Origin of the sequence: Pseudomonas sp. Ant30-3 (assembly GCF_000690905.1) — a bacterium.
Taxonomy (GTDB): Bacteria; Pseudomonadota; Gammaproteobacteria; order Pseudomonadales; family Pseudomonadaceae; genus Aquipseudomonas.
Genome location: NZ_JMCL01000115.1, coordinates 1 through 21,404 on the forward strand (window position 1 = coordinate 1; position 21,404 = coordinate 21,404).

The window sequence follows — 21,404 nt, forward strand, 5'->3', positions numbered from 1 at the left end:
GGCGGTCGCGGGCACTGGTGCCGAGCACCAGATTGCAGCCGATCAAGGCATCTTCCAAAGTGGCGACGACCTGAGCGTTTTCAAGGATGTCGCCGGCGCCCGAGGCTCGCGCATCGGCCTCGTGGTGCGGGAACAACCGCGGCTCGACCAGCACCAGCCGCGTCAGGCCCATGTTCTTCATGGCACGCGCCACCCCGCCGATGTTGCCGGGGTGGCTGGTATTGACCAGGACGACACGAATGTTATGCAGCAAGGGAGGCGCTCTCGAACACTATAAAGGGGAGCAGAATCTTACAGCGAGACCTACCGTTAAGCTATGAAAGCGAACGTCGTCCTTCACCTGTAGAAACTTTCTGAGTAGAATGCCCGGCTTTCTTTAACAACCTTAGGTGACACATCCATGCAGCCCATGCTGAATATCGCGCTGCGCGCCGCCCGCAGCGCCAGTGAATTGATCTTCCGCTCCATCGAGCGCCTGGATACCATCAAGGTCGACGAAAAAGACGCCAAGGATTACGTATCCGAGGTGGATCGCGCCGCTGAACAGAAAATCATCGATGCGCTGCGCAAGGCTTACCCGAATCACTCGATCATGGGTGAAGAAACCGGCATGCACGCCGGCACCGGGATCGAAGGCGAAGAATACCTGTGGATCATCGACCCACTGGACGGCACCACCAACTTCCTGCGCGGCATTCCTCACTTCGCTGTCAGCATTGCCTGCAAATACCGCGGTCGCCTGGAACACGCTGTTGTTCTTGACCCGGTTCGCCAGGAAGAATTCACCGCCAGCCGTGGTCGCGGCGCTCAACTGAACGGTCGTCGCCTGCGCGTCAGCGGCCGTACCAGCCTTGACGGCGCCCTGCTGGGTACCGGCTTCCCGTTCCGCGACGACCAGATGGACAACCTCGACAACTACCTGGGCATGTTCCGCGCCCTGGTTGGCCAGACCGCCGGCATCCGCCGCGCCGGCTCGGCGAGCCTGGACCTGGCTTACGTTGCAGCCGGTCGTTTCGATGCGTTCTGGGAGTCGGGCCTGTCCGAGTGGGACATGGCTGCAGGCGCCCTGCTGATTCAGGAAGCCGGCGGTTTGGTGAGCGACTTCACCGGCGGTCACGATTTCCTTGAGAAAGGCCACATCGTTGCCGGCAACACCAAGTGCTTCAAAGCAGTACTGACGGCGATCCAGCCGCACCTGCCGGCCTCGCTGAAACGTTAAGTTCGCGGGCACAAAAAAGCACCCTTCGGGGTGCTTTTTTTATGCCTGGGATTTGCCTCTGCCTCACCACAGACCCAATGTAGGAGTGAGCCTGCTCGCGATAGCGATGTAGCAGTCACCACCTATTTTGAATGATGGATTGCTATCGCGAGCAGGCTCACTCCTACAGGGGTTTTGCTGTGTCGCTTAAATCGTGGACACAAAAAAGCACCCCGCAGGGTGCTTCTTTATATGCCTTGAATCGAGGCTTACTGAGCCGGCTCGTTCTGCGACAGGATCAACTTGCCTTCTTTGTCGACCGGAATCTTGTCACCAGGCTCGCGATCCATCCGCACTTTGCCTTCCTTGCCATCCAGTGAATAACGAACGTCGTAGCCGACAATCTTGTCGCTGATGTCATTCACCGTGTTGCAGCGTGTCTGGGTCGTGGTGTAGGTGTCGCGATTCTGCATACCCTCCTGCACCTTGTTGCCCGCGTAACCACCGCCGACTGCGCCCGCCACCGTGGCAATCTTCTTGCCCGTGCCGCCGCCGACTTGATTACCCAACAGACCGCCCGCAACCGCACCAAGCGCGGTGCCGAGAATCTGGTGTTGATCTTTGACCGGTGCCTGGCGGGTCACCGCTACGTCCTTGCACACTTCACGTGGCGTCTTGATCTGTTTTTTGACCGGGTCAACGGCTAAAACTTGCGCATACTCAGGGCCGCTATTAACCAGGCTGTAGGTGGCAACAGCACCCCCGGCAGTTACACCGACAGCACCCAATACCGCACCAACCAGCAACGACTTGTTCACATGAACCTCCTGACCATCACATGCGGGATAGCCCGCGCTTCTCCCAGCCTTGGAGCATAAAAAAAGGCGCGAGTTCAACACTCGCGCCTTTTCGGCCGACAGCCGGAAGACAGTCGCCGTTATGGGCGGTCGTCAACTTCCTGATCGGCAACCACCGGAGGAATCAGGTCCTCGGTGCTCAGGTTCAGCCAGATCAACACCACGTTGGCGATGTAGATCGACGAGTAAGTACCCGCCAGAACACCGATGAACAACGCCAGCGAGAAACCGAACAGGTTGTCGCCACCGAAGAACAACAGCGCCGCGATCGCCAGCAATGTGGAGATCGACGTGGCCATGGTCCGCAGCAGGGTTTGCGTGGTCGAGATGTTGATGTTCTCGATAAGGGTGGCCTTGCGCAGCACGCGGAAGTTCTCACGAACCCGGTCGAACACGACGATGGTGTCGTTGAGCGAGTAACCGATGATCGCCAGCACCGCCGCCAAAACCGTCAGGTCGAAGGTGATCTGGAAGAACGACAGGATACCCAGCGTCACCACCACGTCGTGGATCAGCGAAACAATGGCACCGACCGCGAACTTCCACTGAAAGCGGAAGGCGAGGTAGATCATGATCCCGCCCAGCGCCATCAGCATGCCCAGGCCGCCCTGGTCACGCAGCTCTTCGCCGACCTGCGGGCCAACGAACTCCACACGCTTGACCACGGCAGGGTTATCGCCGCCGACCTTCTGCAGCGCTTCCGCTACCTGATGACCCAGCTGCGGATCTTCACCCGGCATGCGCACCAGCAAATCGGTGGTCGCGCCGAAGTTCTGTACCACGGCGTCCTGATAACCCGAAGCAACCAGCTGCTCGCGCACCTTGGTGACATCGGCCGGACGCTCGTAGGTCAGCTCGATGAGCGTACCGCCGGTGAAGTCCAGGCCGTAGTTCAGACCTTTTGTGAACCAGCTGAACAACGCCAACAGGGTAAGGAGCACGGTGACGCCGAACGCAACGTTGCGAACGCCCATAAAGTTGATTGTACGTAACATGGCAGCCCCTTAAATCCACAGCTTCTTGAAGTCACGACCGCCGAAGATCAGGTTGACCATAGCGCGGGTCACCAGAATGGCCGTGAACATCGAGGTAAAGATACCGAGGGACATGGTCACCGCAAAACCTTTGACCGGGCCGGTGCCCATGGCAAAGAGAATCCCGCCGACCAGCAATGTGGTCAGGTTGGAGTCGAGAATCGCGGTGAATGCCCGGCCGAAGCCTTCGTTGATGGCGCGCTGGACGGTCATGCCCGCGGCGATCTCTTCACGAATCCGCGAGAAGATCAGCACGTTGGCGTCGACCGCCATACCCATGGTCAGGACGATACCGGCGATACCCGGCAGGGTCAGCGTTGCACCCAGCAGCGACATCAGGGCCAGCAGCAACACCATGTTCACCGACAGCGCGACGGTGGCAATGACGCCGAAGAAGCGGTAGATGGCGATGATGAACAGCGAGACAAACAGCATGCCCCACAGCGATGCATCGATACCCTTGGTGATGTTGTCGGCACCCAGGCTCGGGCCAATGGTGCGCTCTTCAGCGAAGTACATCGGCGCCGCCAGACCACCGGCACGCAACAACAGCGCCAGTTCGGACGACTCACCCTGACCGTTCAGGCCAGTGATGCGGAACTGAGCACCGAGCGGCGACTGGATGGTCGCCAGGCTGATGATCTTCTTCTCTTCCTTGAACGTCTGCACCGCAACGTCTTTCTCGACGCCGTTAACCACTTGCTTGACGTAAGTCGTCACCGGGCGTTGCTCGATGAAGATCACCGCCATGCTGCGACCGACGTTGTTACGCGTCGCACGGTTCATCAGCTCGCCACCGTGACCATCCAGACGGATGTTCACTTCTGGCGTGCCTTGCTCGCCGAAGCCAGCCTTGGCGTCCGTTACCTGGTCACCGGTGATGATCAGGCCACGCTCGATCTGCGCCGCAGGGCGACCGCCTTCGCGGAACTCGAAGCTTTCGGAAGTGGCTTTCGAAGCGCCCGGCTCTGCAGCCAGACGGAACTCGAGGTTGGCCGTCTTGCCGAGAATACGCTTGGCTTCTGCGGTGTCCTGCACGCCCGGCAGTTCAACCACGATGCGGTTGGCACCCTGACGCTGAACGATCGGCTCGGCAACACCCAGCTCGTTGACGCGGTTACGTACCGTGGTCAAGTTCTGCTTGATGGAGTATTCGCGGATTTCCGCCAGCTTGGCCGGGGTCATCGCCAGACGCAGTACCGGTTGGCCATTGAGGTCGGCCGGAACAATGTCGAAATCAGTGAAGCTCTTGCGGATCAGCGTACGCGCTTGCTCACGAGCTGCTTCATCGGTGAAGCCCAGCTGAACTGCACCATCGAGTTGCGGCAGGCTGCGATAGCGCAGCTTCTCTTTACGCAACAGGCTCTTGACGTCGCCTTCGTAGACTTTCAAACGTGCGTCGAGGGCTTTGTCCATGTCCACTTCCAGCAGGAAGTGCACACCACCGGACAAGTCCAGACCCAGCTTCATCGGGTGCGCGCCGAGGCTGCGCAGCCATTGCGGAGTGGTTTGTGCCAGGTTCAGCGCGACAACGTAGTCATCACCCAACGCCTTGCGCACAACATCCTTGGCTGGCAATTGGTCTTCAGCCTTGGTCAGGCGAATCAGACCGCCCTTGCCGCCTTCTGCCAGCGTGGCAGCCTTGACGTTGATCCCGGACGCTTTGAGCGCTGCGCTCACACGGTCCAGATCAGCCTGATTGACCTGCAGCGCGGTGCTTGCGCCGCTGACCTGAATGGCCGGGTCATCAGGGTATAAATTGGGAGCGGAATAAACCAGACCGACCGCCAGCACTGCCAGGATCAGAATGTATTTCCACAGAGGGTATTTGTTCAGCATCACGCCGCCCGCTTATGACGCGGGGCGCCTTGCGCGCCCCGTCGATTGAGTAGAAGTTGAAACTTTAGATCGCTTTCAGCGTGCCTTTTGGCAGCGTAGCGGCGATGGCACCTTTCTGGAATTTCATTTCGACGGTGTCGGAAACTTCCAGAACCACGAAGTCATCAGCCACTTTGGTGATCTTGCCGGCGATACCACCGGTGGTCACAACTTCGTCGCCTTTTTGCAGGCTGCTCAGCAGGTTCTTCTGCTCTTTGGCGCGCTTGGCCTGTGGACGCCAGATCATCAGGTAGAAGATGACCAGGAAGCCGACCAGGAAAATCCACTCAAAACCGCCACCCATTGGGCCGGCAGCAGCAGGTGCAGCAGCGTCAGCCATGGCATTAGAGATAAAAAAGCTCATTTAGCACTCCAGTTGCAAATGTTGAATCTTGGGGTCAGAAAACTCAGTCCAAAGGCGGAACGGGAAGTCCGCGTTTGGCGTAGAAGGCATCGACAAAGGCGGCCAATGTACCCTGTTGAATAGACTCGCGCAAACCAGCCATAAGCACCTGGTAATGGCGCAAATTGTGGATGGTATTCAACATGCTACCCAGCATTTCTCCGCACTTGTCCAGGTGATGCAGATAAGCACGGGAGAAGTTCTGGCAGGTGTAGCAATCGCAGGTCGGATCGAGCGGCGAATCATCATGGCGATGGAACGCGTTTCGGATCTTCAGCACGCCTGTATCAATGAACAGATGCCCATTGCGGGCATTACGGGTTGGCATCACGCAATCGAACATGTCCACACCGCGGCGCACACCCTCAACCAGATCTTCCGGTTTGCCAACGCCCATAAGGTAACGAGGTTTGTCAGCGGGCATTTGCCCCGGCAGGTAATCCAGCACCTTGATCATTTCATGCTTGGGTTCGCCCACCGACAGACCGCCAATGGCCAGGCCATCGAAGCCGATATTGTCGAGGCCTTCCAGCGAACGCATGCGCAAATCCTGGTGCATGCCGCCCTGAACGATGCCGAACAGGGCCGCCGTGTTGTCGCCATGCGCTTCTTTCGAACGCTTGGCCCAACGCAGCGACAACTCCATGGAAATGCGCGCGACGTCTTCGTCAGCCGGGTACGGCGTGCACTCGTCGAAAATCATCACGATGTCCGAGCCCAGATCGCGCTGGACCTGCATCGACTCTTCCGGGCCCATGAACACTTTGGCGCCATCAACCGGAGAAGCAAAGGTCACGCCCTCCTCCTTGATCTTGCGCATCGCGCCCAGGCTGAAGACCTGAAAGCCGCCGGAGTCTGTAAGAATCGGGCCTTTCCACTGCATGAAATCGTGCAGGTCGCCGTGCTTCTTGATCACTTCGGTACCCGGGCGCAGCCACAGGTGGAAGGTGTTTCCCAGAATGATTTCCGCGCCGGTCGCGGTGATGTCCCGCGGCAGCATGCCCTTGACCGTGCCGTATGTGCCCACCGGCATGAACGCCGGGGTCTCGACGGTACCGCGCGGGAAGGTCAAACGACCGCGACGAGCCTTGCCGTCAGTAGCAAGCAACTCAAACGACATACGACTTTGGCGACTCATTCTTTGTCCTCAGGGCCACGCGGTGCGGGATTACGGGTGATAAACATCGCATCACCGTAGCTGAAAAAGCGGTATTCATTCTCCACGGCGGCTTTATAAGCGGCCATGGCTTCGGGATAACCGGCGAACGCCGAAACCAGCATCAACAGCGTGGATTCAGGCAAATGGAAGTTGGTAACGAGGGCGTCGACCACATGAAACGGCCGGCCCGGGTAGATAAAGATGTCGGTGTCGCCACTGAACGGCTTGAGCACGCCATCGCGCGCGGCACTTTCCAGCGAACGCACGCTGGTAGTCCCCACCGCCACCACGCGACCACCGCGAGCGCGGCACGCGGCCACGGCATCGACCACGTCCTGGCCGACTTCCAGCCATTCGGTGTGCATGTGGTGATCTTCGATCTTCTCGACGCGCACCGGCTGGAACGTACCCGCACCGACGTGCAGCGTGACGAACGCGGTCTCGACGCCCTTGGCCGCAATCGCCTCCAGCAGCGGCTGATCGAAATGCAGCCCCGCCGTCGGCGCCGCCACCGCACCCAGACGCTCGGCGTACACGGTTTGATAACGCTCGCGATCCGAGCCTTCATCAGGGCGGTCTATATAAGGAGGCAGCGGCATGTGCCCGACGCGGTCGAGCAGCGGCAACACTTCTTCGGCAAACCCCAGTTCGAACAACGCATCGTGACGCGCCAGCATCTCGGCCTCGCCACCGCCGTCGATGAGAATTTTCGACCCCGGTTTCGGCGACTTGCTGGAACGCACATGCGCCAGCACGCGATGACTGTCGAGCACCCGCTCGACCAGAATTTCCAGCTTGCCGCCGGAAGCTTTCTGGCCAAACAGCCGCGCCGGAATCACCCGGGTATTGTTGAACACCATCAAATCGCCCGGGCGCAAATGCTCAAGCAAATCAGTGAATTGACGGTGTGCCAGGGCGCCGCTGACCCCATCAAGGGTCAACAGGCGACTGTTGCGACGCTCGGCCAATGGATGGCGAGCGATCAGCGAATCAGGGAGCTCGAAAGTAAAGTCAGCAACGCGCATGATGGGGTTCGTCTAGCAGGGCCGAGAAGTCTAGCGGAAATATCAAAAATTCTCTATGTACCTGATTGACCGACGGTAATCTCATCTCTATACTTCGCCGCCATTGAGCCCTGATGGCGGAATTGGTAGACGCGGCGGATTCAAAATCCGTTTTCGCAAGAAGTGGGAGTTCGAGTCTCCCTCGGGGCACCATAATTTTCCTTGTAAATCAAGGACTTAGAAAAGGGGTAGAAAGAAATTTCTACCCCTTTTTCTATCCAAAAAATCTACCCTTCTCATACCCTTTTCTTGGGAAAAACCGCCTCCCGGTGGCGTCCGCTTCGGCTTCGCTCTGCACACCTGAAACGGTGTATTGAAGCTATCCTTCTTATCCAGACCGTTTGACGTGCTGCGGCTCTGCAGCAGTGCGGGAAAGGGTCAACCATGGATCGAATGTGTCTCATACTCAGGTGAGGATTAGCCTAAGAATGATTATCAGACCATTTACTATTTAGATTGCCACTAAGCTCTGCAAAAACCTCTACATAAAAAGCGACAAAAAGCATGATGGCAAAATGACACGCCATGGGTTAGTGTTTGTGTTATTTCGCTGGGTTCATCGGTGTAGGTAACTAATATGTTTGGGCACTATAAAAATAGACAGAAGCATTACGAAATAGTCAAACAGATATTATGGCAAGACTATAAAGTTGATAACGAGTTGAATCCAAATTTTATTTCGCTATCCGATTATAAAAGCATAGTTGATGAAGCTGTTCGTGATGAGATAAATGATGAAGAGGTCGCATTAAAAGTTGTGACCAGATATTGTGTTAACTTGGCAGCCAATGGCCATATACAAGATGCAAAACAATTAGCTCCAAGAGTTCTATTTGCTGCTGAGTATTTTTTAGATCGCGGCTTAATATCAAAAAAAATCTGGAATTACGTGAATACAGGGCTATCAAGTTATGTTCTGCCTACCAAAGACTGAATACAACATATTGGCCTGCTAGGTCGTTTTTAGCGGTTGAAGTTGTTCAAGCTTGAAAAATTACCAGATGAACGCGGTGGATGGTCATTTCATATTCTGTGAAATTTAAAGAATATGGTTGACCTCTATTTGATAATTAAGGTCCCACCTTAAATATATTTTCGGTTTTCTATTGACAACGTTTTTCATTGATTTTAAGCCAAAAAACGACTATCCAAGAAAATTGAAACTCAAAAAACCGACAAAAAACGTAGAAAAAACTCAATGCACTTTTCTAGTGCGTCAACAGAAACAAGCTAAAAACGGCGTGTTTTAATTCCCGGTATTACCATACGCACAAGATGGTAAATCGTCTAAAAACGGCAATTTCAAAGGTTTTGATTTTTGAAAGTTTTGCTACTCAAAATTTATTGAATATAAAAATTTGAGTTCTACGCTTTTGATTTTGATATGCGAACTTTGTTCGCAATACCCAGATGCTTTTCGCCTGTTAGGGCGGGCTTTTGCTTTTGCTCTTCTTGGATAACTCTTAAATAAGTGTCGCAAGTTGATTTTATAGGTTTTTTTGACCGTTTTTGATTTTTAAAAAAATCAGCTTTTTTACAGGTTAGAAAGTAAAAATATTTATTTATTTGACAACCATGCACGGCATGGTATTTGTATTAGTAACGAACAATAATAACTTTCATGATATTTATTCCACAACGCATAATCCTTAAAAATCTTACTCCTGAATTTTTCTTTGCAGAATGTGAAAGGCAGTATTTTTTTGAGCGAGCCATCGAAAAAAAGATGATTGCAAAGGAATGTCTTGAAAATAAGTTAAATAACTCATCAAAAAGAAAGCGTGAAAACATAGCCAAAGAAATAAGAAACCTCAAAAATAAATTCACTTGGGTTGCCACTTGCAGTGAATATAGATGCTGGAAGATACGACATAAATACATTCTAGCTGGCGATTTGGACGAAATCGTCAAAAATATCACGTTTGTTTTCGAGAGAATTCAAGAGCAACTAATAATAAAGCAGAGAAACCTCGACAACGATGACTCCGGCGAGAGTATTTTTTCACGCATAAAGAATGATTGGGATATCGGTTATGGTATCAAAATAAAGGACATTAAAGGGTCAACTATAAAAGACAAGCTCATCAACATTGCTGATGAGAAAAGACTTAAATCACAAATAAAAAGAATACAAAAACAAAGAAGCGAACTTTTAAAGCTGCACTCAGGTTTGATTGGTTCCGGTCGAGCATTTGAGATTTGTAGTGATGAAGTTGTTCGCAATAGAGAAGCTGACGAAGCCAGCCAGCTTGATTACATAATGAAGAAATCTCTTGTTAATGAAAACAACAAGAAAATCCCACTATGGAAAGTAGCAAGCACTGAAAAGCAAAGATTTGCTGAGATATTTATCCAAGTCTCATCGTTGGACGCCTATGCCAAACAACTTAACTATAAGCCTCTTTTCATAACTTTTACCGCTCCGGCAAGATTTCATCCAAAGCCGTCGAAAGGCGTTAGTTCTTGGGACGGTTCAACCCCAAAGGATAGCAATGATTACTTGAAAGGCTTATGGAATGCTTTTAGAAAAGACATCCATAGACATAAGATTGAGATGAATGGTTTCTGGGCAGTCGAACCTCACAAAGACCAGTGCTTTCATAAGCACGCTTTAATGTATGTTAATAAGAAACATTATGACGAATTAGTAATCTTGATTAACAAGCATTTTAGACACTCGGAAAACGCCGTAAGAATTGAAGAAATTGACGCAAAGAAAAGCAAGGCAACATCATACGTGATGAAGTATCTAACTAAGTCATTCAATTTGGAATTCGAGTTAAAAGGCGGCGTCCTAAATGTAGATAAGTTGGAAATCTCAAATCACAAAAAAGTTAGAGCAGTTCAAGCACTGTGGTCTGTGCGTAGATATGCAATGTTCGGCGTTAAGAATACGCTTTCATTGTGGAGAGAGCTGAAAAGAAAATCATTCTTGAAAGGCAAGAATGACGTTATTGATAAGGCGTTCGCATTTGTGGACAAGAACGATTTCATTGGGTTCTCTATATTTGTAAATGGAAACCTAAAAATAATGAGGCTATACAGCAAAATACAAGTATTTAAGAATGACCTGCTCGGTGATGTTTTCGGAAAAAGACTAATAGGTAAATACATAATTGATTTGAGCACAAAAGAAATGATTGATATAAAAGCAAATTACAAAATTGTTGATACTGCATTGCTTGATGCTGCCGAGTTGCAATAAATAAATACTTATCTATTGATTATTTATAATCGCATGTTATATTGTTATCAAGAACAGGAGATTATGAGCATGCAACTAATAAGGGTAACTAGCAAAAGAAAAGAAATCTTAAAATATACAAAAAAACTAGGTCTTTATGGTTTATATAAAGATGTTAAGAATGCACATGACAAAAGTGTTTGTCATTTGATTTTTGACCCATTAGATTACACATTCAAGGTGCTGGTAGACCAAAGTAGAGTTCCTTACGAATATCAAGACGAATGTATAAGGGACTTATAACAAAGCCAGCTAATGCTGGTTTTTTTGTGCCTGAATTTTGTCAAGAAAAATATGTATTTATTTGACTTTGCTTTTATTTGTGCTCTAATAAATATATATAAATAAGAAAGGGACACTAATGAAAAAACCAAAAGCAAAAGCAAATCTTAAAGTTTGCACCATCACACTCGACGCTGAAACACATAATCAATTTAGAGAAATTGCCAATACTCACAAATTTCCGTTGTCACGCTTTATAAATGATTGTATGAAAGAATACTTAAATGTAAGCAAAGTTAACGGGTTCAACAAAGATGTAACGCTACAAGTTGGAATTAGAAACTTTCAAATCCAAGACAAATAAAAAGCCCTGATAGGGCTATTTTGTTAACTGTGGTTTTAAGTCAAACGTAACCGCTCTTTTGTTTGCCATCTGTGCTTTAAAAGCTTGTTCAAGCTGTTTTGCGGCTGACGGGTCTCTTTCTTTAATTTCATCAAATAGATTATATAATTTCTGTCTTAATTCATATTGACGCTTAACCTCTCCAGTTTTTATGCCATTACGATTGTCTGGAATGTTGTCCATTTCTCTATGCCCCGCGATGTCTCGTGTGCTGTTGCCCGGAAATAAACTTTTCGTTAGTCTCGGTTGCAACCATTCAAATTCTTCAACAATTTCATCATTCGAATATGTTGAATAGTCGCCATCAATCTTATGGTTTTCAGGCTCTGGAATCGGCTCCGGTGTCATCGGTGCGTAAATGTCATCTACGGCAGGCTCTACTGGTGTAGGTGTCTCTAAGGCCTTTGTAGGAGCTTCTGCGACAGGTGTAGGGTTGGATGGCTCAAACTCTTTCATCAAGTCATCAATCAAGTCATCGTTGGTAGGTGCTACCTGTTCTTGTTCAACCTGCTTTGTAGGCTCTGGTGGCTTCTCAGGAGCTTTTTGAAGAGGTATAGGCATGACAGGCTCAACTGGTTTAGGTGCTTCTACGGCCACCGTAGGGGCTTCTGGTGCTGGTTGCGGTTTAGGATCGGCCTTCTTATTCATCGAAGCATATTGCTCCTGAATTTTCTTCAATTCGTCTAAATCTGCTGGGGTAGGTTTGTAGCCTTCAAGCTTGAAGCCTTTGGCTTCCAATCCCATTAGCTGAAATTCGAGCCATACATTCTTCTTGAAGTAATCAGGGCCATTCACTGTAAATGATTGTGGTGGTTTGGCGTCGGCAACAAGTCTTTGAATGCCAGCCTTTGCTGACTGTCTTGATAAATCATGGAATGAAACTTTTGATGGGTCTTTGTAATACTCGAATGATTTCTTGCTACTGGCTGAATTATAGAAATATTCAACCTTGTCACTATGCTGAATAAACTTGAACTTAGTAGCAAGCACTGAGTTTGGTTTAATCTTTTTCATGTAGTCGGGTTCTGCTTCGGTTGAAGCGATTGAACAATTTTCGTATTCCTTTACGTTGTGCTTATTTTTTAAAGTCTGCTCAAAGCCAGTGTCATCACCTAGTTTCGCTTTAAGTGTTTTGTAAGATAGGCCAAGCTCGGATGCTTTGAATATCTGGTCTTCATGTTGAATGGAGAAAGATGATTTGCCATTGTGAATGACATTGAAACCATTCTCGGTTATCTGGTTGATGAAGTCGGATGGGCTGGAAGCATTGTTAAGGAAATCACTCAAAGCGTCTTTCATTTGTTTCTTGTTAGAAATAACGCCACGAACGTCAAGCATTCTTTCTTTTGTTGATGGATGCTTGTCTTTGTATTTCTTGTTGATAATGTCTTTCTTATCTTGCAGTGTTAGCTCTTTTATTTTGTCGAGTTCATCCATGTCTCTTGAAATTCGATTTTCGGGAACTATTAGATTGTATTTTTGTTCAAGCTTTTCACATTCTCTTTCAATAACACGGTAGTCATTGCTGACGTTGTAACACTTGCCATTAAAATCTTTTAAAGCCCACACAATATGAACATGAACCTCATCTGTATCAATGTGAACACCCAACGCATACTTTCTATTTGAAAGGTTGTGCGTTTGTTCATAGAGTTCTTTTACTATCTGCTTCGCTTGTTCAGGGGTAACGTTATCATTGGTATGAAAGCTGACCATATCGTGCTGACTTCTAACTGATTGCTTTCTGCCCTTTGTTCTAACAGCAACATCATTTTCGATGGATGTTGCAATAGCATTCGCAATTTGTCTTTTGGATGAGTTCATAGGTGTGTAGATGTTGCTTTCGAACAATACACATCCCTCATCTTTGTGAAAGTATTTAGAAGCCTTATATACTCCTGACCTGCTTTTCTGGGTGCTCAATCTTTTCCTTATCATATATCGCCTTTGATTGTTATTTTCTCCTTTTTCAAACTTTCAAGTCTATTTGTCAATACGCCCATGTTCTTATCTAATTTGCTCAGAACATCTAAAATGTCTTGGTTTGGCTGCTTCCCTGAATTCAACGCTGCTGCTATTTGATTAAGGTTATTGCCAATCTGACTGAATATTTTTTCAATGGTGACTATATCCTCTCTTAACTTTGGACTACATACTTCTATGACTTCATTTATTCCATTATTTATAATATGGGAAATAAATTTTACCTGTGTCATCTTTAATGCTGCTCTTTGTGTTTCGAGTAGCTGAATATCATCTTTTGGAAGTCTAAAATTTAACTGATTACTTTTTCTTTCTTTATCACTCATACAATCCTCCATATTGATTGCTATACATTTTTCAAACGTAGTGCGAAAAATCGAGCGTAAATGTTAGTAAGTGAACGAAGTGAACTTGCTATACATTTACATTGCTCGCCTGTAATGTTTTCGAACTACTAATATCAAGTTAACATATATTAAAATGTTTTCAAGTTGTATAGCTTTCAATAAGCCAGATAACAAAGAATGAAAGTGTATAGCAACGTATAGCAACGTATAGCAGGCATTAAAAAGGCCACCTAATTAGGTAGCCTCATGAATGATGACAACAATAAAAAATTATACTGAGAATTTATATTGTAGGTGTTTAACAGCATCCATTTTAGATGCTGGGGTTGGGCCTTCCGAATATCTATCGAAAGTCATTCTTAGCAGTCCATCAGCTTTGTGGCCAACCAACGAAATGATGACAAGGTTCTTAACATCAGCACGCTCTAATGTAGTGATTACAGTTTTGCGAATGCTATGGAAAACACATTTTTTATCAAAACCTAAATCTGTCTTGAAGATTGAAAATTGATTACCTAAACCTTTCGATTTGGTTTCATACTTCCCACCTTTGCTTGTCTTCAACAAATACCCATCGTCCGATGAACTAACAAGCCGTTTGACCGTTTCCATGAGAACCGGATGAATTGGCACAAAACGAACGGATGCTTGTGTTTTACCTTCTGTAATATGAAAACAATCCACACCATCCTCTTTAACAACTGACGATGTTTTTAAACGGCATATTTCTTCAATGCGTGCTCCCGTATAGGCCGCTATCTTAATCAAATCGGCTAATTGACGCTTTCCTTTTTCAACTGCTTTACTATGCAAGGTTTCAACCTCTTCCGCCGTAAAAGCACGTCTTTCATCTTTTTTGAGTGTTCCACGTCTAACTTGGCTCAATTCATGACTTTTGAAAGGATTGATTGGATAACGTTCTTTGAATGGTGGTTCTTTTTTAATCAAGAAATTATAGAAGGCATTAAACGAAAACAAATATTGTTTCTTTGTCTTCGATTCCAGATTTTTTGAAATCAAGAATGAAGCAACTGCCTCATAATCCAGCAATAAGTCCTCAGCTTTCAAAAAGGCATCAAGTGCTTTAATTCTCTTTATATGTCTATCAACTGTATTCAAGTCTACTTTTCGTTGATTTAATTCATAGTTATAGAAACCATCAAGGCGACTTTTGAAAAATGGGGTTTTTGGTGAGTAGTCCGAACGACCTGCTGCAATATCAATTGCTTCATTAACAAGGTCGATGCTTAACTTCTTATCTTGTGTATATTGGATTACTTCAAAACCCATTTTTGTTTCATTGTTTGCGGGTTTCCCCTTAATTTTATCTTGGTTTATGGCCCTTTGATGCTTTTCAACTATTTGAAGAACATCATCACGGAAATTGCCGATTTCACCCCTACGGGCTTTTTCGATTTCGGTTTTCCACTGCTGCAACCATCGTAGTTTGAAAATATGGGCTTCCGAACGATTGCCAGTTTTGAGGCTTTTAGTCAAAACCTTACGCCCGGAAAAGGCTTCCCGTGCGTCTTCTGGAACGTCCAGACGGACGTAGTAGGTGCCGGATTTCAGGACTAAAAAATCGGTCATAGCAAAAGCCTTCGCTAGTCATTTCTACCCAAAATTCTACCCAAAATTTCTACCCAAAGCCACTGAAAGCCTTTAAACTCGCGGCATTGCTGGGTCTTATGATGTTTTTGAGGGAGTTCGAGTCTCCCTCGGGGCACCATATAGCAGTATCTGAAAGTCTCTACCAGACTCTCAGACCAGAGAAACCGGCCACTTGAGCCGGTTTTTTTGTGTCTGGCTATCTACCTCTGTATCCCCTTATCCCCTTATCCCTGTATCCCTGTATCCCCGCTTGTATCCTGAGAAAAATACCGAACTTTGGGATACAAGGATGAAGCGCGCAGATATCAAGCGCCGCCCTCTCGCAGACACGACGCTTGCAGCTATCGATGCGGCCAAAGCTGGCTGGCGAAGTAACACACGATAAAAAAGGCCTCAACCGAGGCCTTTTTATCCCAATCAGCTATTTTTTCCTGCAACTTTCAATGTCGTTTTGCGCCTTCAGATCGGTGTCGATGCCTAGCCGATACCTGCAATAATCAATGATCCAGTTACGCTCCTGCTCCGTGAGTCGTTCGACTTGACGAATTTCCCCGTCATTGGCGTGGATGTTGTAAAACTTCATCTGAAACGTCGGATGCTTCTTGATGAAAAGGATGGTTTCGATGTCTCCATCTTCCAGCGCTTCGTAATACCCAACGTAGAGCACAGTCACCAGAACTAAAACAATCGAGGCAATCAGCTTCTTCATTCTTGCGGCGCCGGAGGGGGGAGTAGTTGAGTCTTCGCCCTGAGATTCCTGACCAACTCCATGCCTATATTTCCGGGACAGATCTTGCCTTCAGATGCTTGACCTGGGTATTCCCGGTGTCCGCCGAAATGCTTGATCACAAACACACTCTTCAACGCATCAATCAGGTGCATCAACGCAGTGATCTGTGCAGCAGGTATCACGTCGGTAGTGCTGTATCCGAGGCTGTCGAGCGCAACACGGCCCTTGGCGACCCAATCCCCGCCCTCCTCTGGAGTCGTCAGGTTCTCCAGCAATACAATGCCAATCAGGCCTGTATTGAACTTCAAGACGCTCGAACCTTGAAGCCGAATGTCGCGCCCTTCATAGACTTGCCCTGTGCAATCAATACCGAAGTGGTAGCCGATATCGTCGTACTTCTGGCTGAGGTGGCCTTTCTGGATTTCCTGCATCTGCTCAGCACCAGGCGTACAGCTGTGGCTACGGCCGGCGTGATGCAGCGCGATCATGGCGTAGTCCCAATCCATCACCATATCTGGTTTGCCTTTCACCGCTCCCCACGATGATCGTTCTACAAATGTCGTGTTCAATGAACGGACCTTTTTGATTATCGCTTCGCGCGTTGCGGCGCGATCATTCACGGTAATCGGTATCGGACACATGAATTCGCCGGGCTTGATCTCCTGGGCAGTGGCTTGAGTTGCAAATAGATTAGTCATTACGCTCCCTCCGCCAGTTCATGGAGTGTCCGAGCCGGAGCGTTGAACATGACGTGCAGTGAAATCTTTGCGTCGGGAGTCGGCGTCTTTACGTGTGCAATACCGTTGGCATCGGTTACGCCCGTGGTCTCTACGCCGTTGACTTTCGCCACGAAGTCGCGAAAAGCCAACGGAGCACCGGTTTCGCTGTCGGTAATGCTGAAGGCTTGACCGTAGGTCTTCTGGATCGCAAGAGGAACCGGAGGTACGAACGGAGCAGGCGTATGTGAATCCCCGATGATTACGGTGCCGGATCCGCCGACTACGACGTCACCGTGTGTTCCTACGCTATCGACGAGTGCAGCGTTTTTTCCATTGATGAAAACGGTCGCTGAAACACCTGAAACCAACGCGCTGCCGCATGTGCAGGTATCTCCCTTTCGAGCGGCGGCAAGTCCATCGAAAAATACGTCAGAAGAACCGGATGCAATAGCTTCGGCGCCATGTCCAGGCATTGGGCACCTGGTCGGATCAGTTAAACGTGCTGCAGGCTTTGCCACAACTGACTCCTTGTCATGATGATCTATGAAATCCGACCCTATCAGAAGTCGATAACCAAGTCCCACCTAGGCTGGATTCAGGTACCTAGCTGGCGTAATGGATTTCAATTTGGAGATCGATGGAAAATGGGCCCCTTATCAATCATCACTTATCCCAAGCGCTAGTAGTAGTCTTACCGTAGCTTGATGACTCCCAATGGTAGCCAGTAGGAAGCAGTGTGTATCCCGAACGAGAAATCACTCTACAGACCACGGATTATATAGGTTGCGCGAGTCTCCCTCGTGCACCAAAATCAAGAAAGGTCTTGCTTTGCAAGGCCTTTTTTCTCGCCTGTAGGAAAGTGACTGGCACGCCGCCGACCTGTAGGAGCCGGCTTGCCGGCGATGCTTTTGATCTTCTCGTTCTCAGTTGGTACGACAATTCTCAAGGATTCACCCCATGGAACTGCTGCTGGAAACTGTCGCCCTCTTCTCTCTCAAGCTCGCTTACGAAACGGAGGGGGCGAGTCCGATTCTGCGGGATGATCCGATCATGAGTGATTATGAGCGGGAGGTTTTTGGGTTGTTGGTGCGGCGAGGTGATCTCGAGAGCATTCAGTTTCGAATGGCGCACTGCGCAGGTATTGCTCTAGACGCTATAGGCGGGGCTGATACGCCGCTTGGGCGCGAACTGCAACGGTTGTCAGCTGATGTCAGCAATGCGCAGACGATGGAGCAGCTTGATGCTCCGCTTACCGCGTTGAAGGACTATTTAAAAGCTATTCAGTGAACAATCACGTTATGGAAAGTTTGGTAACCCTTTACACCGACTAGCCAGTGGCTAGGGTCTTGGCGGATATGAAAACATATCCGTCCAGCTGTTGATTGCGTCAGCAGACCGCAACGACAGACCTATTCGGCATCACAAGGACGTACCAATGCGGCAGATCGCCCTCAGCAACAAACAACTCAGGGGCATTCCCCGCCGCCTTCGCGCACTGGAACGCTGGGCCGCCAGCTTTCGCGACGAGTTTTACCCGCGATCCGAGCGCATGGAGCGCTACGCACATTGGAAGATCCCGGTGCACGAGGCTTTGGTCGAAGGCCCTCAAGCCAGGATCGAAGTTCAGGCCTTTTGCATTCAGCAACTCCTCGAAGCCGCTAATCACCTGTCCAAAGCCGCTGACCACTCACAAGGTTACTATCGGGTCGCTTGCCTGCTGACGTGGCCATGGGTCTATGGGAGCGAAGTAACCGTCTTCTATGACCGAGACTATTATCTGAGTTTTCTCGGTGAAGCTAACGCGCTCATGCCAGAGCGGATCAGCCATGATCTCGCATTGCACGCGCCAGCGAATTTCATCGAGCACGGGCATGACGTCACCCGGCCCGACGATGAGGTCGCAGTACAGTGGTGGTGCATTGGGGAACCAGCGTGAGGACTTTGGCGAGCTGACTGGCATGCTTGACCCGTGGCGTGAATAATCCGCCCCCTTTCCGTCCCCAATTTTTTGTCCGCTTCCGGCCAAAAGCAGACATTAGATACCTGATCTCCCTAGGGACCCTCTCGATCGGTCAGGCGCAGATTTAAACCACCTGGTGGCAGCCACTCGTTCGATTGATGAAAGCCTGAGGTACAATTTTCTCTACTCCTATTTTCAGGAATACCAGCTTGACCGACATGGCCACGCACGACGCAAGCCCAAAACGACCCAGGACATACCTGCGCATCGAAGCCACTCTACTCATCGCTAGCATGATCGGAGCATTCACGCTCAGCGCGTACGCTTACCTTGAGAAGTATTACCTGACGATGGATGTTGGTATCGAACGGTTGGGCATCGGCGCTCAGGAAATCCTTGCTTACGGAGCTGCCAGATTTGGGTCTTACATCGGGGCTTTGGCTTTTGGCATGGCCCTAGTCGGAATCGTCGCTTTTTTCTTACTTCTCCTGGAAAAAACTAGAGAAATGCCGGATGAGCCCCAGCCACTCCCAAAATGGACTGCCCATGTTCTCAAGCGTGCGATCGAAAACCGAGGGATTGCCGTATGCGTTGGATCGACCTGCATAATCGCCGGCTTGCTGATTTCTGCTTGGTTCTTGTTGGTGAGGTTGCCTTCAAACGATGGCCGCTCCGCAGCCCTGAAGCAGGCATCGGAATGTGTTAAGCGTCGGGTGGTCTATGCAAATCTTGATCAGTACGAGGGGTGCCAGGTCGCCGAGTCGGAAGACATGCTGTATCTGCTCCAACTGCAAAAATGTGACAAGTCGGGAGTTGCGTTTCGAACATTACAGCTGCCAAAACAGGGTCTCAAGAGTATTACGACAGAAACCCTATTCTACCCCTATGAACGGCCAGATGCTTTCGGATGCTCGAAAAGCTGACCTCAACCTGTGCTAATAAAATAGTGTGTTCCCCAAAATGCCATTTACAGAGCCATCGCATGAACTCAGAATTAACTAAAGAGAGATGCGCAATGCGTTTTTCGGTAACGCCGAAGTCTCCGCACCAATCGTCGCCGCTATCGTGCAGCATCCCGTTCCGGATGTCGTGATCCTGCCGGCGAGCAACCCCCTAGTGATGAAGAAAGCGCCAAAAGCATTTACGCCGAGATTGAGAGTCACATAGCGGGTAGGAAATGAATTTGAAGGTGAGACGTTTGAGTTGATTCATGGGGCTGACACGCTGAGCAACTTCTCGCAGAACAAGAGGCCACCAAGACGGCTAGCAAAAAAATACAGGTACGGGGAGGTGATCTCGCCTCAGTCGATGTAGCCCACTCCGCTGCTGTACGCGACAGACAGCCCTTGGCCAGAAGCGTATCGTCGTGAATGTCCAATATCGGCCAGAAGCGGACATTCGAAAAGTCTACGAATCTATTTATTAACGATTAATTAATAATAAGCCAATTCAGATTAGGTATTAATGCATGGACTGTCTTTAGTGCTGCCACCGCCATTGCTGCAGCGGCTAATGTAAACGTAAACACCAAGATGAGAACACGGAGTGTTTTTTGTTTTGGCTTTTCCTCTAGAGTGTAATGAAACCATATTAAGTTATAAACACTAAATACTACTGCCAGGCTCGCTGCAATCGAAAAGCCCAGTAGTGTCACCCATGAGCCAAGGTGGGCGTTAGCTGTAATCGATACTATCTCTGGAATGGCAAGTACTATGGCAATGAGTAATGCCTGATTTTTTAGGTAGTCAAAGACGGTTTTTAGGTCGCCGATATAAGCCTTCTTGAATCTTGGCTTATCTTGGGTGATTACTCTTTTTCCCTTGATTATTAAGTAAGTGCCTTCTGCGAGCTTGTTGACTTTTTCACCTGTTGATAAAAAATAAGATTTCCGTGACGTTTCATAAACATGCTCGTTGAGAGTTCTTGGTTCTTTTGTTTCTTTGGTGTTTTCAATAATGGTGTACGTACTGCCCGCTGCACACTTTGCTTTAAAGCGATTTGTTTCTTTTATGTATGTCATTTCTATTTTCGAAGATTTTATGATGGCGGCAATGATGTCTCATGGCTATTATGCGCTTTCAGAAAAGCTTTATCCTCCATATTCAGAGAAAAGTGGAGGCCGATTTATTTTGGCAGCTCTAAACGACCGCTATTGGCCGATTACGGCCTTTAAGCGTATCGGCTGCCCAAGCCAAAAAAGGTGCAGCACATTTGGTCCTGGAGCTAGGGATCGAAGCGTCCGAAGGTTGCAGGGAAAGGATCAAAACGATACCCTTCCCACCGTCGCTGCCAATTCAGCGACCGGGTGTGAGAACCCGAAACAATCAAGGCGCGAAGCGCCCCAAAACCTGTCGTGGCGTTTTTTTTCGTCTTCGATAAGGCTTTATGGCGGCTGTGCGTGGGAGACCTTCGGGTCTACCGGTTGCCTTGATTGCCGGTTTCTCACCCCGCGCACGGCTGTCACCCAAGCCCGTGAGAAGGCTCGTGGCAGCTCCTCAAATCAAGGAAGTTTGCCAATGACCAGAACAAATCCGCTCAAAATTTGCCTTTCCCCTCTGCGCAATCCCCAATCGCATAATGCCCTCCCCCGCC

At 48.9% G+C, this 21,404-nt stretch carries 21 protein-coding genes, 1 tRNA gene and 1 pseudogene; 9 read left to right on the forward strand and 14 right to left on the reverse strand.

Translation table 11 applies throughout. From position 1 onward, the window contains the following. Nucleotides 1–253 (reverse strand): TrmH family RNA methyltransferase (locus DU29_RS01000000130410; RefSeq protein WP_033050918.1); only part of this gene is annotated, 253 nt, incomplete at its 3' end. Nucleotides 254–400: 147 nt separating this feature from the next. Here DU29_RS01000000130410 and suhB point away from each other — a divergent pair. Continuing rightward, on the forward strand, nt 401–1,219 hold the full coding sequence (gene suhB / locus DU29_RS0125135; RefSeq protein ID WP_008014726.1) for a type III secretion system regulator SuhB: 819 nt from the start codon (nt 401–403) through the stop codon (nt 1,217–1,219). A gap of 248 nt (nt 1,220–1,467) precedes the next feature. Here the strand turns inward: suhB and DU29_RS0125140 are convergent, their stop codons facing one another. From DU29_RS0125140 to queA, 6 genes are all read right to left on the reverse strand, one after another. Continuing rightward, on the reverse strand, nt 1,468–2,016 hold the full coding sequence (locus DU29_RS0125140; RefSeq protein WP_028624194.1) for a glycine zipper 2TM domain-containing protein: 549 nt from the start codon (nt 2,014–2,016) through the stop codon (nt 1,468–1,470). 119 nt (nt 2,017–2,135) lie between these two features. Further along, nucleotides 2,136–3,050 carry a protein translocase subunit SecF gene (gene secF / locus DU29_RS0125145; RefSeq protein WP_028624195.1) on the reverse strand — a complete coding sequence of 305 codons (915 nt, stop codon included), beginning with the start codon at nt 3,048–3,050 and terminating at the stop codon, nt 2,136–2,138. A gap of 9 nt (nt 3,051–3,059) precedes the next feature. Further along, nucleotides 3,060–4,928 (reverse strand): protein translocase subunit SecD, encoded by a 1,869-nt coding sequence (gene secD, locus DU29_RS0125150; RefSeq protein ID WP_028624196.1) that lies wholly within the window; start codon nt 4,926–4,928, stop codon nt 3,060–3,062. Between the two features lie 64 nt (nt 4,929–4,992). Next, on the reverse strand, nt 4,993–5,331 hold the full coding sequence (gene yajC / locus DU29_RS0125155) for a preprotein translocase subunit YajC (RefSeq protein WP_007916913.1): 339 nt from the start codon (nt 5,329–5,331) through the stop codon (nt 4,993–4,995). 43 nt (nt 5,332–5,374) lie between these two features. Further along, a complete protein-coding gene (gene tgt / locus DU29_RS0125160) occupies nt 5,375–6,490 on the reverse strand; it encodes a tRNA guanosine(34) transglycosylase Tgt (RefSeq protein ID WP_161781309.1) in 1,116 nt (371 codons plus the stop codon). Nucleotides 6,491–6,504: 14 nt separating this feature from the next. Continuing rightward, complete coding sequence (gene queA, locus DU29_RS0125165) at nt 6,505–7,554, reverse strand: tRNA preQ1(34) S-adenosylmethionine ribosyltransferase-isomerase QueA (RefSeq protein WP_028624198.1); 1,050 nt, start codon at nt 7,552–7,554, stop codon at nt 6,505–6,507. 107 nt (nt 7,555–7,661) lie between these two features. Here queA and DU29_RS0125170 point away from each other — a divergent pair. The 4 genes from DU29_RS0125170 (at nt 7,662) to DU29_RS1000000132600 (ending at nt 11,423) form a co-directional block, all read left to right on the forward strand. Next, nucleotides 7,662–7,746: transfer RNA gene (locus tag DU29_RS0125170), tRNA-Leu, on the forward strand. Between the two features lie 424 nt (nt 7,747–8,170). Continuing rightward, nucleotides 8,171–8,527 (forward strand): hypothetical protein, encoded by a 357-nt coding sequence (locus DU29_RS1000000132595; RefSeq protein WP_143129379.1) that lies wholly within the window; start codon nt 8,171–8,173, stop codon nt 8,525–8,527. Nucleotides 8,528–9,214: 687 nt separating this feature from the next. Beyond that, nucleotides 9,215–10,798 carry a replication endonuclease gene (locus DU29_RS0125175; RefSeq protein WP_028624199.1) on the forward strand — a complete coding sequence of 528 codons (1,584 nt, stop codon included), beginning with the start codon at nt 9,215–9,217 and terminating at the stop codon, nt 10,796–10,798. Between the two features lie 400 nt (nt 10,799–11,198). Further along, nucleotides 11,199–11,423, forward strand: coding sequence for a hypothetical protein (locus DU29_RS1000000132600; protein WP_143129380.1), 225 nt, complete (start codon nt 11,199–11,201; stop codon nt 11,421–11,423). Between the two features lie 15 nt (nt 11,424–11,438). On the opposite strand, the gene DU29_RS0125180 is transcribed toward DU29_RS1000000132600, so the two are convergent. From DU29_RS0125180 to DU29_RS0125205, 6 genes are all read right to left on the reverse strand, one after another. Continuing rightward, nucleotides 11,439–13,385, reverse strand: coding sequence for a relaxase/mobilization nuclease domain-containing protein (locus tag DU29_RS0125180; RefSeq protein ID WP_161781308.1), 1,947 nt, complete (start codon nt 13,383–13,385; stop codon nt 11,439–11,441). Nucleotides 13,386–13,396: 11 nt separating this feature from the next. Then, nucleotides 13,397–13,771 (reverse strand): plasmid mobilization relaxosome protein MobC, encoded by a 375-nt coding sequence (mobC, locus tag DU29_RS01000000130415; RefSeq protein ID WP_033050921.1) that lies wholly within the window; start codon nt 13,769–13,771, stop codon nt 13,397–13,399. Nucleotides 13,772–14,062: 291 nt separating this feature from the next. Further along, complete coding sequence (locus DU29_RS01000000130420; RefSeq protein WP_028624202.1) at nt 14,063–15,382, reverse strand: DUF6538 domain-containing protein; 1,320 nt, start codon at nt 15,380–15,382, stop codon at nt 14,063–14,065. Between the two features lie 442 nt (nt 15,383–15,824). Next, nucleotides 15,825–16,112, reverse strand: coding sequence for a hypothetical protein (locus tag DU29_RS0125195; protein ID WP_028624203.1), 288 nt, complete (start codon nt 16,110–16,112; stop codon nt 15,825–15,827). Next, a complete protein-coding gene (locus DU29_RS0125200; protein WP_028624204.1) occupies nt 16,109–16,831 on the reverse strand; it encodes an N-acetylmuramoyl-L-alanine amidase in 723 nt (240 codons plus the stop codon). The genes DU29_RS0125195 and DU29_RS0125200 overlap by 4 nt, the downstream gene beginning before the upstream one ends. Beyond that, a complete protein-coding gene (locus tag DU29_RS0125205) occupies nt 16,831–17,370 on the reverse strand; it encodes a PAAR domain-containing protein (protein WP_028624205.1) in 540 nt (179 codons plus the stop codon). Before DU29_RS0125205 ends, DU29_RS0125200 begins: the two co-directional genes overlap by 1 nt. A gap of 439 nt (nt 17,371–17,809) precedes the next feature. Between DU29_RS0125205 and DU29_RS0125210 the strand changes: the two genes are divergently transcribed. The 3 genes from DU29_RS0125210 (at nt 17,810) to DU29_RS01000000130425 (ending at nt 19,735) form a co-directional block, all read left to right on the forward strand. After that, nucleotides 17,810–18,139: a hypothetical protein gene (locus DU29_RS0125210; RefSeq protein WP_028624206.1), complete on the forward strand. Its 330-nt coding sequence runs from the start codon at nt 17,810–17,812 to the stop codon at nt 18,137–18,139. Nucleotides 18,140–18,287: 148 nt separating this feature from the next. Next, a complete protein-coding gene (locus DU29_RS0125215) occupies nt 18,288–18,788 on the forward strand; it encodes a DUF3916 domain-containing protein (RefSeq protein ID WP_028624207.1) in 501 nt (166 codons plus the stop codon). Between the two features lie 242 nt (nt 18,789–19,030). After that, nucleotides 19,031–19,735, forward strand: coding sequence for a hypothetical protein (locus DU29_RS01000000130425; RefSeq protein ID WP_050483175.1), 705 nt, complete (start codon nt 19,031–19,033; stop codon nt 19,733–19,735). A 506-nt stretch (nt 19,736–20,241) separates the two neighbouring features. Here the strand turns inward: DU29_RS01000000130425 and DU29_RS0125225 are convergent. Next, nucleotides 20,242–20,832 carry a hypothetical protein gene (locus tag DU29_RS0125225; RefSeq protein WP_028624208.1) on the reverse strand — a complete coding sequence of 197 codons (591 nt, stop codon included), beginning with the start codon at nt 20,830–20,832 and terminating at the stop codon, nt 20,242–20,244. Here DU29_RS0125225 and DU29_RS1000000133410 point away from each other — a divergent pair. Then, nucleotides 20,822–21,404: pseudogene (locus tag DU29_RS1000000133410) on the forward strand (hypothetical protein); the annotation flags it as partial. The gene DU29_RS0125225 and the pseudogene DU29_RS1000000133410 sit on opposite strands and share 11 nt — an antisense overlap.

Coding starts and splice junctions, on each gene's coding strand:
- suhB (WP_008014726.1), top strand. CDS start 401: ATGCAGCCCATGCTGAATATCGCGCTGCGCGCCGCCCGCAGCGCCAGT.
- secF (WP_028624195.1), bottom strand. CDS start 3,050: ATGTTACGTACAATCAACTTTATGGGCGTTCGCAACGTTGCGTTCGGC.
- secD (WP_028624196.1), bottom strand. CDS start 4,928: ATGCTGAACAAATACCCTCTGTGGAAATACATTCTGATCCTGGCAGTG.
- yajC (WP_007916913.1), bottom strand. CDS start 5,331: ATGAGCTTTTTTATCTCTAATGCCATGGCTGACGCTGCTGCACCTGCT.
- tgt (WP_161781309.1), bottom strand. CDS start 6,490: ATGTCGTTTGAGTTGCTTGCTACTGACGGCAAGGCTCGTCGCGGTCGT.
- queA (WP_028624198.1), bottom strand. CDS start 7,554: ATGCGCGTTGCTGACTTTACTTTCGAGCTCCCTGATTCGCTGATCGCT.
- DU29_RS1000000132595 (WP_143129379.1), top strand. CDS start 8,171: ATGTTTGGGCACTATAAAAATAGACAGAAGCATTACGAAATAGTCAAA.
- DU29_RS0125175 (WP_028624199.1), top strand. CDS start 9,215: ATGATATTTATTCCACAACGCATAATCCTTAAAAATCTTACTCCTGAA.
- DU29_RS1000000132600 (WP_143129380.1), top strand. CDS start 11,199: ATGAAAAAACCAAAAGCAAAAGCAAATCTTAAAGTTTGCACCATCACA.
- mobC (WP_033050921.1), bottom strand. CDS start 13,771: ATGAGTGATAAAGAAAGAAAAAGTAATCAGTTAAATTTTAGACTTCCA.
- DU29_RS01000000130420 (WP_028624202.1), bottom strand. CDS start 15,382: ATGACCGATTTTTTAGTCCTGAAATCCGGCACCTACTACGTCCGTCTG.
- DU29_RS0125195 (WP_028624203.1), bottom strand. CDS start 16,112: ATGAAGAAGCTGATTGCCTCGATTGTTTTAGTTCTGGTGACTGTGCTC.
- DU29_RS0125200 (WP_028624204.1), bottom strand. CDS start 16,831: ATGACTAATCTATTTGCAACTCAAGCCACTGCCCAGGAGATCAAGCCC.
- DU29_RS0125210 (WP_028624206.1), top strand. CDS start 17,810: ATGGAACTGCTGCTGGAAACTGTCGCCCTCTTCTCTCTCAAGCTCGCT.
- DU29_RS0125215 (WP_028624207.1), top strand. CDS start 18,288: ATGCGGCAGATCGCCCTCAGCAACAAACAACTCAGGGGCATTCCCCGC.
- DU29_RS01000000130425 (WP_050483175.1), top strand. CDS start 19,031: ATGGCCACGCACGACGCAAGCCCAAAACGACCCAGGACATACCTGCGC.
- DU29_RS0125225 (WP_028624208.1), bottom strand. CDS start 20,832: ATGACATACATAAAAGAAACAAATCGCTTTAAAGCAAAGTGTGCAGCG.